Origin of the sequence: Collinsella sp. HCP28S3_B9, from assembly GCF_052066095.1 — a bacterium.
In the GTDB taxonomy this organism is placed as follows: domain Bacteria; phylum Actinomycetota; class Coriobacteriia; order Coriobacteriales; family Coriobacteriaceae; genus Collinsella.
The window spans coordinates 16,607-27,407 of the sequence record NZ_JBQHST010000034.1 but is presented as its reverse complement, the minus strand read 5'-3'; the positions used below and the strand labels follow the sequence as shown (position 1 = coordinate 27,407).

Here is a 10,801-nt window from a genome sequence, read left to right as displayed (position 1 = left end):
GGCAGCGTCAGATGTGTATAAGAGACAGGTCACTCAAAGAGGACGGCATGACCAGAAGGTCTATGCCGTCCTCTTTTCATGCCAATTTGTTCGCTCTGGTGCCCGCTCGCTGGCATTGCCAAAACATCGACGTTACCGTGGTCCAAACTAGTCGTTGGGGACGTTCTTGTTTGACTGGTCGTTTAAGAGCGTCCCTAATGACTAAAGAACGTCCCCAACGACTAGTTGGGTTGCTAATTTGTGCGGGTTGTGGTTTTGTGACCTGCTGAAATTTAAGATACTGTACAACTGTACGTTAACTCATCTTCGTAGTATATTGCTACCCGCAAAACTCAATACCATTGTGCATCGAGACGTTAAAACGCCTTCGTACAATGGTTATCGATAGTACGATTCGATTCAACGACAGGATGGATGGTCCAAGCGTGAGTCTCGGCAGCAAACTATCCGATGCAAAGGTCTCCTTTGCAATCTTTAAACGCGACATCAAGCGATTGATCGTGAACCCCGTCGCCCTGGTGGTTACCCTCGGCGTGTGTGTTATTCCCTCGCTGTATGCCTGGTACAACATCGTTGCCAACTGGGATCCGTACGGAAACACCCAGGGTATCAAGATTGCCATCGCCAACAACGATCAGGGCACCCAAAACGACTTGGTGGGCGAGCTCAACGCAGGCGATAAGGTCGTCGATCAGCTCAAGGAGAACGATCGGCTGGGCTGGACCTTCGTCGATTCGGCGGCCGATGCCAAAGAGGGCGTCGAGAGCGGTGAGTACTATGCGGCCATCGTAATCCCCAAGAACTTCTCGGATAACCTGGTTTCGATGCTCGACGGCAACTACCATCAGCCCAAGCTTACGTACTACGTCAATGAGAAGAAGAGCGCTATTGCGCCGAAGGTTACCGACACCGGTGCCAACACCATCGAGGAGCAGATCAACTCGGAATTTGTCTCCACGGCGGGCGAGACCGTTGCCGGTATCGCCAAGGATGCCGGAGTCGATTTAAAGGACAAGGCAACCCAGACCCAGGATTCGCTGGCAAGTTCGGTGTCCGAAGCATCCGATACCTTGGGCGAGGTGCGTGGTTCGATTGGCGACATGAATGCCGCCATCGATAAGACGAGTGGTTCCATTGCCTCGGCAGATGCAGCACTTGCCGGTCTACAGGGTCAGGCGCCGTCGCTGACGCAGGCGATCTCCCAAGGCAACGACCTGCTGGGCGAGGCTCGCGCCACGGCGGGTAATTCCATCACCTCGCTCTCTAAGGCGCTCTCGGAGGGCAGCGCCGCGTTGAGCAAGACGTCGGCTTCCGCGTACACCGCAGTCGGAAAGATGACGGGTGCCTTGAAGTCCACAACCACTCGTATCGACAGCTCGCTCAAATCGCTTCAGGCGACGATCAAGCATAACAAGACTCTTATCGAGAGTCTGCAGAAGCTGGCCGACAGCGCGCCGACGGGCTCGGAAGAAGTTAATGCGCTGATCGCGTCTGCGATTGATATGCTTCGAGGGCAAAATGAGAGCCTTCAGGCCGTCAAGATTAATCTCTCCGATCAGTCAAGCGCTATTACGAATGACGCTTCGGCCGTTTCGAGCGCCAGCGACGCTATCGATACTGCAATTCGGACCGGTACGGCCAACATCAGCCAGGCTCAGACGGATCTTGGTCAAAATGCGCTGCCGAAGGCTTCCAGCGCGCTCGACTCTTTCTCGGTTGTATCGGGCGACCTAACCGGTATCGTGTCGGGCCTCACACCTACAATCGCCAATGCGCGCGGTACGCTATCGCAGCTCGATGCCACGCTCAAGCAGGCCAAGACCACGCTGTCCCAGACCGATGCCTCACTTGCCAAGGTTCAGGACAAACTTGCGACCGCTGCCAACGACATCGCGGCGCTGCAGACCTCCGAGTCCATGGGCGAGCTGTCTGATCTGATGGGCGTCGATGTCAATGACGTGGCAGATTTCATGGCATCTCCGGTTGAGTTGACGTCCAAGTCGATCTATCCGGTCAAGAGCTTTGGTTCGGGCATCGCTCCCTTCTACACTAATCTGGCGCTGTGGGTAGGCGGCTATGTGCTCATCGCCATCTACAAGCTCGAGGTCGATCGCGAGGGCATTGGCAGCTTTACGGCGCGCCAGGGCTACTTCGGCCGTTGGCTGCTGCTGGTGATCCTGGGCGCGTTCCAGGCCATTATCGTTACGGTGGGCGACCTGGTCATTGGCGTTCAGTGCGTCAATCCGCTGCTCTTTGTGCTGGGCGGCATCGCTATCTCGTTCACTTACGTCAACATCATCTATGCGCTGTCCACCACCTTTAAGCATATCGGTAAAGCCATTGGCGTCATTCTCGTCATTGTGCAGATCCCCGGCTCGTCGGGCATGTATCCCATCGAGATGATGCCCGGCTTCTTCCAGTGGCTGCATCCACTGCTGCCCTTCACCTATGGCATCAACCTGCTGCGCGAGACGGTCGGTGGCATGTATTCGTTCAACTACCTGTTCAACCTGTGCATCCTGGGCGTGTTCTTGATCGTGGCGCTCTTTATCGGCCTGCAGCTGCGTCCGCTGCTGCTCAACCTTAACCTGCTCTTTGATAAACAGCTTTCCACGACCGGTATGATGATTTGCGAGTCCAACGACCTGCCGCGCCAGCGCTATTCGCTGCGCACGGCCATGCGCGTCATGCTCGATTCGGATTCGTACCGTCGCGAGCTGCTCGATCATGCCGTGGCGTTTGAGCATCGCTACCCGTACTACATCAAGGGCGGTTTTGCCGCCGTGGTAGGCGTGCAGGTTCTGCTCTTTGTGCTTTCGACGGTGCTCGATATCGACAATAACGGCAAGATCATCCTGCTCGTTATCTGGATCATTTCGGTTATCGCCATCTGTGGCTGGCTCATCAATATCGAATATATCCGCGCGAGCCTCAATACCCAGATGCGTATCTCGGCGCTTTCGGACGAGGACCTTCGCCGCGAGATGCGCGAGCACACGGCTGCCATCCCTGCCGCCCGTCGCATGTTTGGCTTGAATGCGAGCGAGCGGGGCACCAAGGACAGCGAACAGCCCACGAGCCGTCTGCCGCATATCGGTGCGCATCGTAAGGCTCAAGATGCCGACGGCGTTGACAACGTAAACGGAAACGACGGGGGCACCGCCCCGCTCGGCAAGCACTCCAAAGGAGGTGAGGCATAAATGAAGAACATCCTGCATCTGTTTAAGCGCGATGTCCAAAACGTGTCTCGCTCCGTGATCGGCATGATTGTCGTGATGGGCCTCATTATCGTGCCGTGCCTGTATGCGTGGTTTAACATCGCCGGCAGCTGGGATCCGTACGGCAACACCGGCAACCTTAAGATCGCCGTGGTCAACACCGACGAGGGCTACGAGAGCGATCTGATTCCCGTCGAGGTCAACGTGGGCGAAAACGTAACCGCCACCCTGCGCGGCAACGAGAACTTCGACTGGGTCGTCCTCAACGACCGCGATAAGGCGATCGAGGGCGTTAAGTCGGGCACGTACTACGCTGCCGTCGTTATCCCTAAAACGTTTAGCGCCGACATGATGACGCTTTTCTCGACTGAGGTGAAGCACGCCGATATCGAGTTTTACGAGAACCAGAAGGCCAACGCCATTGCCCAGATTGTGACCGAGAAGGGCTCGAGCGCCGTCCAGAGCCAAGTCAATGAGACCTTTACCAAGACCATCACGACCATCGGCCTTAAGACGGTGTCCAGCCTGCTCGATTACATGAGCACCGACCAGGTGAGCAACTTTATCGCCAACCTGTCCTCGACGCTGGGCGATTCGGTCCAGGACCTGCAGGACATTCAGGCCAGCGCAACGTCGCTTGCGGGCATTTTGAGCTCCACGTCCGATTCGCTGACGTCGGCGAGCGGTATGCTCAAGCAGTCCGGATCGACCGAGGAGTCGGTGAAGCAGCTCATGCAGCATGCCGAGAGCGGTATTGCCGATTCCGAGCAAGCGCTCAAGTCCGCCAGCGATGCGATCGATGCTGCTATTGATGGGAGCGCAGGTTCGTTCGATAACGTTTCTACCGAGCTCGAAAAGGCATTCGGCACTGCAAACCAGCACGTCAAGCTTACGGTGTCCCAACTCGATGCTGCCGCCTCGGCCCTCAATGCGCGCGCCAAGGATATCGATGATATGGCCGATCAGCTCTGCAGCCTTGCCGACCAGGTGAGCGATGAGAATTTGAAGGACGGCCTCAAGTCCGCCGCGACGTCGCTGGGCGGAATCGCCGATGAGTACGGCAACAATGCCAATGAGCTGACGAATATCGCGACGTCGCTCACGAAGAGTATGACGGAGGTCATCAACTCGCGTGCCAAGGTCGACCAGGCCATCGCCGATGCCAAGGCCGGCATCGCGGGCGCCAAATCCGATTACGATTCCACGTTCTCGGTTAAGGCCAAGGAGCTCAAGAAGACCGTCTCGGGCATTCTAGACTCGCTCGATGGTATCTCGGGCGATCTGGATAGCGCCGTAGACGGCCTGACCGCTGCTTCCGGTTCGCTGGCAAAGGGCCTCTCCAAGGCTGCGACGCTGGTCAACAAGGCTTCCGATCAGCTGGGTGAGGCGTCGGACAAGATCGGCGCGTTTAAGGACGAGCTCGACGGCGCCTTGATGTCGGATGACCTCGCTACGATCAAGACGATGATCGGCAATGATCCCGAGGGCCTCGCCGCGTCGCTTTCTGGCCCCGTTGCGCTCGATCGCAAGCCGGTCTACCCGATTCGCAACTACGGTTCGGCCATGGCGCCGTTCTATACGATTCTGTCGCTGTGGGTGGGTTCGATTGTGCTGGCAGCCATGATGAAGGTCTCGGTCGACGATGAGCTTATCAACGAGCTCATCCCCGTACGCCTGCACGAGATCTATTTGGGCCGCTACTTGTTCTTTGGCGGCTTGGCCTTGCTGCAGGCGACGCTCGTGTGCGCCGGCGATATCTTGTTCTTTGGAATCCAGTGCGACAACCCGCTGCAGTTTGTGCTGGCGGGCTGGATCGCGAGTCTCGTGTTCTCCAATATCGTCTACACGCTTACGGTTTCGTTTGGCGATATCGGCAAGGCGCTCGCTGTCGTGCTGTTGGTCATGCAGGTCGGTGGTTCGGGCGGCACATTCCCCATCGAGATGACCGGTCCCGTGTTCCAGGCGATCTACCCGTTCCTGCCGTTTACCCATGGCATCAATGCCATGCATGCCGCCATGGCTGGCGCCTACCATATGGAGTACTGGGTTGAGCTGGGTATTCTGGCGAGCTATCTGATTCCGTCGCTGGCCCTGGGTGTGGTCTTCCGTCGTCCAGTCATCAAAGCCAACGACTGGATTATCGAAAAGCTGGAGTCGACAAAGCTAATTTAGTGCGGCAACGTTAACGCTGATGTAGCACTAATGCCAGCGAGCGAGCCGCATTTGCGCCAAGGTGACGTGAAATGAAAGGGCGCTGACCTTCTGGTCGCGCCCTTGAAATTGAACGTCAGATTGGCGTGAATGCGGCTCGCGCAGCGTCGGCCGGTCCGCCGTTCGGTAGAACGGCGGAACAAAACGCTTTAGTGGGCTGAATTGCGTGGGCTGCTTGATTGTTGCTACAGTTGCGGGGCGTGCCGGGGGTCCGGCGCGTCCCGTTTTTATTTGACCATGAGGCGGCATGCGGTCGCGCGCGTGCGGACACCACGCCCAGACCGAGCGCGAGGATGCCCTATGGCCCATCATGCTGTTATTGAAATCGAAAATATGCCCGATAGCCCTGTAGCCCGCGAAGACCTGGGTGCCGGTGGTGCCTCTCGCGGTGCCGGTGCGCGCTCGCCGCTGTTCTGGAAGGTCTTGCTGCTTTCGATAGCGGTCATCTGGGGCTATTCCTTTACCACCATGAAGGACGCGCTCGATACCATTCCGGTGTTCGAGCTGCTCTACATTCGCTTTCTTCCGGCGTCGCTGGTCATGCTTGCCGTCTTCCACAAGCGCATTGTTGCCCATTTCAACGCTCGAAATCTGATTGTTGGACTTGGCATGGGCGCGCTCATGTGGGGTGCCTACGGTTTGCAGACGATTGGCCTGGCGCAGACCACGGCAGGCAAAAGCGCGTTTTTGACGGGCACGTACTGTATCTTGGTTCCGTTTGCGAGCTATGTCCTAAGCGGCGAAAAACTTACCCGTTACAACTTGGGCGCCGCGTTGCTGTGTCTGGCGGGTATTGGCTTGGTGGCGCTTGATAGCGTCGAGTTCAATGCCGGCGATGTTATTACGCTGGGCGGCGCGGTCTTCTTTGCCATCCAGATGGCGGTGGCCGCTAAGTACGGTCGCAAGATGGACATCAACGTCATCACGTTTTGGATGTTTGCGGGCAACGGTGTGCTGTGCCTGATCTCTTCGCTGCCGTTCGAGACCCAGGCGCCTTTATCCGTGTGGACGCCGAGCTTTATTGGCGTGATGGCATTTCTCTCGGTGGGCTGCACATGCGTGGGTTTGCTCATCCAAAACGTGGGCTTGGCGCATGTCCCGGCCTCGACGGGCTCACTACTGCTTTCGATGGAGTCGCCATCGGGCGTGCTGTTCTCGGTGCTGCTGATGGGGGAGGTGCTCACCTCGCGTTTGCTTGCCGGCTTTGCGCTCATCTTCCTGTCGATTATCTTGAGCGAGACGCACTTTGACTTTTTGCGTAACTCTCCGTTAGACCAGCGTTGACGTAATAATGTCCCGTCCCCGCCCTAAGATGAATGTCGCCAAACATCAACATCGAAGAGACGGGGACGGGATGCTGGACATCATACTCCATGAGATGGAGGGGCTCTCCCTCGGGGAGAAGCGTGATCTCATCTGTGCCACGAAGGCGGCGGTCGCGCGCGAGCTTGGCAAGCAGGCAGATGGCGCGACGCCCAGATCATGCCCCCGGTGCGGCTCTTCCTCCTTCATCAGGAAAGGGCACAATGCCGACGGCTCCCAGCGCTGGCTCTGCAAGGGGTGCGGGAGGACATTCTCGTCCAAGAGCAGGGGCCTGCTCGCCGCCTCGAAGCTCGATGCCACGACCTAGGCGCTCTTCGTGGAAGCAACGCTTTCGGGCTCAAGCCTGAGGCAGTGCGCGAAGACGTGCCATGTGTGCCTCAGGACCTCCTGGTTCATGCGCATGAGACTCTGCGAGGTTATGGAGCGCTCGCTTCTCGCCTTCAGGACCGGACCTTCGGTCTCCTGGCAGGTAGACGGCGCCTACCTCGACGAGTCCCTCACGGGAAACAGGGCAAGGAGTGCTGCCAAGATGCCGAGGAAGCCCCACAAGCACGGCGGCGCCGTCCATGCGCGCGGCATCTCCAACCTCAAGGTCTGCGTCATCTGCGGAGCCAATGATGCCGGAGACGAGCTCTGCCGCGTGGCCGACAGGGGAAGGCCGAAGGATGAGGCCCTGAGAGACGCCATCAAGGGTCTCGGTCCTGGCACCTGGGTGGCGACCGACGCCCATCAGGGCTACAAGCGCGTGCTTCCCGCCCTCGGCATCACCGAGCATGCCGCCACCGACACGCGCCTGCAGAAGGACGGCGAGCTTGGCATGGTCAACGCGATGCACCAGAGGCTGCGCATCTTCCTTGCCCCATTCCACGGCGTATCCACCAAGTGGCTGGACCACCACCTCTCCTGGTTCCTTTGGCTCGAGCAGGCAAGGCGCTCGGACGCAGACGGGCTTCAGACGCTTTCCGGCCAGAGCGCCTGCGGCTTCTACGAGCATACGAGGCGCCAGATGATCGATCGTCCCCAGCCCTTCTGGGACTATTGGCAACGGCAGGGAGCGGCTACGTCAATGCTGGTCTAACAGAGAGACTGCTGTCCATGCCAGAAAGATGTACACGCATCCATAGACATTCAGCGACGTGCTCGTCACGGACACTCAGCACCCATTGCGGCTATGAGGTGCACCTTTGCAGATTGAAGGAGTCAAAGCAAGGTTCCTGGCCCGTGCTCTGGCAAGCCCGGAAAGATATCCTCCCGATTCCGTGAACGGCATACGTTGCTCCGGCGCAGGCTCGAAGAAAGGCCTCAGGCAGCAAAGAAGGCCCGCACAGATGGCGGGCCTTCGCTTCCTATCTCTTCTTCTGTCCGGGCAAAAGGGTGTCTGGCTCATCACTGCCGGATGGTCCCTGATCCCGTGCTTTCTTCTTGAGCTTTGCCTTCTTGCGGAAACGGTATACAACGATATCGAGGACAAGGGCAATGACAGCAACAGCCACGATAAGGACAGCCCATTCACGGGCGCCCCAGTGCCTGTTCTGAAGCGTTGATGCTTCCTGTGCTTCTTCCTGCGAATAGTCGGTCCTCACGCAATGGACCAGAAGCCGATGGTCGTTCACGCCGTAAGGCGTGCAGGTGACAAGCGTCAGGAGGTCCTGGCCTGGCTGGATTGCAAGCGATGAGGTCTCGTTCGGCCAGACCACCTCCGAAGAGGTGACACGGTAGGCCAGGATGTCTCCCATCGTATGCAGCAGGACGATGTCGCCTTCCTCGAGCTCGTGGATATCGTCGAACATCCTGAGATTCCGCATGCCGGAGTGTGCCGTAAGGACCGTATGCGTCGATGTTCCTCCGACAGGAAGGCTCGAGCCTTCAAGATGTCCCACACCTGCCATCAGGACCGCATCTGAGGTGCCATGATAGATCGGCATGCTGACATTGATCGAGGGAATCTCGATCCAGCTCATCATGGGGTCGTTCTCATAGGTAAGCTGCTGGCCATAGGAAACGATATCGTCCTCGGGTATCGAGGGCTCATCGCCGGCAAGCACGGCATTGTAGCTCTGTGCCTGCTGGAGATACCACTGCTTCTGGTCAGCAGGAAGTGCATCGACCTCGGCCGTGACCTTCGAGATCGTAGCACCAACGCCCTGGCTTTCGAAGTAATCGACCACCCACGGCCACACGAGAAGGCCGACACCGAAAAGGATCACCAGAGCCGTGATGAGCCTGTCTGCCCAGCGCGGCAGTCTGCGTCGGGCTTTCTTCTTTCCCTCACCTTTTCCCAAACAATCTCACCTTCTCAAAGAACAGGCCCCGCACAAGCGGGGCCTGCCGGAACATGAATGACGTGCAGGACAGATGCTACTCAGCGCTGTTCTCGTCACGCTTGCGGGAACGCACAAGATGCGTGATACCGAAGGCAAGGACGACGCCACCGGCAACCCAGGTAAGGGTCACGCCCGCCTGGCCGGTAAGAGGCAGGCTCATGCCCGCCTTGTCCTTGACGACCAGGTCGATCACGCCGTCATAGACGTTGATGGCGGACACGTTGGCGTTCGAGGTCTGGACGCGAATCGTGTCGATGTCGCCCGTGGCCTCCTTGTAAACGGGATAGATCTGGAAGGTGAAGCTGGGCACCGTGTTGTACCCCTCGGGAGCCTGGGTCTCGACGACCGTGTACTCGCCCGCGTCGAGCCCGCTCACCGCGATGCTGCCGTCGGAATTAGACGTGAACTCGTGTTTCTCATCGCCCAGCGTGCCATCCTGCTGCACGTACATCTTGCCCGCGCCCTCGTCGGCACCGGTGGCCTGGATGGTGAACTTGGCGCCCTGAAGGCCCTTGGAGTTATCCGAACTGTCGACCTTCATGAGCATGAGCTGGTAGGTGTAGTCGCGCACCGTCGCCGGCGTGGTGTCGCCGTGATCGTTAGTGCCCGGGTTGTTGGAGTACGTGAGCGTCACCGTGTTGTCGTTGGATTTGCTGGCAACCATTGCCTTGTTGTTGAGCTTGGCCGTGTAGTACACGTTCACCACGGAATTGGACGTGATGGGGATAACGTTGCCGTCCGCGTCCTTCACCGTCTTGAGGTCGTCGATGGTAACAGTGAGCGTGTTGGTGTCAGAGTCGAGGGAGACCTTGTAGCCATCGGCGCGCACCTGGGTCTCGGTCTGGGCGGCATCCCCCGTTGCCGGGTTCTGAACCATCACCTTCACAGAGGTGGAATCGGCAGTGAGCCCCGAGTCGAGGACGTCGCTGAAGGAGTAGTAGTACGTGTCGTAGCTCGCAAGCGCCGTGGCGACCGTGCCCGTGAGCTTGTAGTCGACGTTCTGGCCGATCTGGGAGTCCGCAACCTTTGCCCAGTCGGAGCCCTTCGCGTCGTTCTTGATGTACTTGTTGACCGTGGGCAGGCTCGACTTCTGGTCGACCGTCACCGCGCTGCCGCCGACCACCGCGTAGATGGGTGCCGTGCCCACCTTGTCGATCAGGTCGCTCGTCGTGTTGCTGTCGGTCACGAACAACCAGTAGCCCTCATCGAGCGTCGCCTTGGTGCCGGGTGTGATCGTGGTCGCAGTCGCGCCCGCCGTGCGCATGGCGACGGCAATCTTGCCAAAGGCATCGTTGGCGTTGACGACGGTGGCCGACCCCGACCCAGACGCATGCTCGCTCAGCCAGTCGGCTGCATCCTGCGCGGACGTGCCCGCGTAGGTGGGCTCGACGGCCTTGATCGCGGCCTCGACAGCCGTCTGGGCTTGGGTGCTGCCCCAGACGATGTTTGACACCGCCTTGGACGTCGTGGCGCCCACCGTCTGGTCGGCAACGTCCGCCTTGAAGAGCTGATAGCCCAACAGCGTCGTGGTATCCGACGAGACATGCGTGTTCGCTTTGATCGTGATGTCGCCCTGGGTCGCCGTCCCGTCTGCCGCGAACGCTGCGACCGGTGCCGCGACCGGGCCGAGGGCCATCGTGAGCGCCAGGCCTGCTGCTATGGCCTTTGCGGCAATGCTTGTGTGCTGCTTCATAGTGTCCTCCATTTATTTCATACGTGGATCTA

Annotated in this window: 7 protein-coding genes; 5 read left to right on the top strand and 2 right to left on the bottom strand. The window is 58.7% G+C overall.

Going from position 1 to position 10,801, the window contains the following annotated elements; genetic code table 11:
• Nucleotides 1-425 precede the first annotated feature (425 nt).
• From ACTNBB_RS08075 to ACTNBB_RS08055, 5 genes are all read left to right on the top strand, one after another.
• Nucleotides 426-3,200, top strand: coding sequence for a YhgE/Pip family protein (locus ACTNBB_RS08075; RefSeq protein WP_441071069.1), 2,775 nt, complete (start codon nt 426-428; stop codon nt 3,198-3,200).
• Nucleotides 3,201-5,390: a YhgE/Pip family protein gene (locus ACTNBB_RS08070; protein ID WP_441057100.1), complete on the top strand. Its 2,190-nt coding sequence runs from the start codon at nt 3,201-3,203 to the stop codon at nt 5,388-5,390.
• A gap of 339 nt (nt 5,391-5,729) precedes the next feature.
• Nucleotides 5,730-6,713, top strand: a complete 984-nt coding sequence (locus tag ACTNBB_RS08065) for a DMT family transporter (RefSeq protein ID WP_427795906.1) — start codon at nt 5,730-5,732, stop codon at nt 6,711-6,713.
• A gap of 70 nt (nt 6,714-6,783) precedes the next feature.
• Nucleotides 6,784-7,059 carry a transposase gene (locus tag ACTNBB_RS08060; protein WP_441057104.1) on the top strand — a complete coding sequence of 92 codons (276 nt, stop codon included), beginning with the start codon at nt 6,784-6,786 and terminating at the stop codon, nt 7,057-7,059.
• A gap of 9 nt (nt 7,060-7,068) precedes the next feature.
• Nucleotides 7,069-7,830, top strand: coding sequence for an IS1595 family transposase (locus ACTNBB_RS08055; protein ID WP_441057106.1), 762 nt, complete (start codon nt 7,069-7,071; stop codon nt 7,828-7,830).
• A 268-nt stretch (nt 7,831-8,098) separates the two neighbouring features.
• Here the strand turns inward: ACTNBB_RS08055 and ACTNBB_RS08050 are convergent, their stop codons facing one another.
• Together ACTNBB_RS08050 and ACTNBB_RS08045 are read right to left on the bottom strand one after the other, a co-directional pair.
• On the bottom strand, nt 8,099-9,034 hold the full coding sequence (locus ACTNBB_RS08050; RefSeq protein ID WP_441057108.1) for a class C sortase: 936 nt from the start codon (nt 9,032-9,034) through the stop codon (nt 8,099-8,101).
• A gap of 76 nt (nt 9,035-9,110) precedes the next feature.
• Nucleotides 9,111-10,769, bottom strand: coding sequence for a SpaH/EbpB family LPXTG-anchored major pilin (locus tag ACTNBB_RS08045; RefSeq protein WP_441057110.1), 1,659 nt, complete (start codon nt 10,767-10,769; stop codon nt 9,111-9,113).
• Between the last annotated feature and the right edge of the window lie 32 nt (nt 10,770-10,801).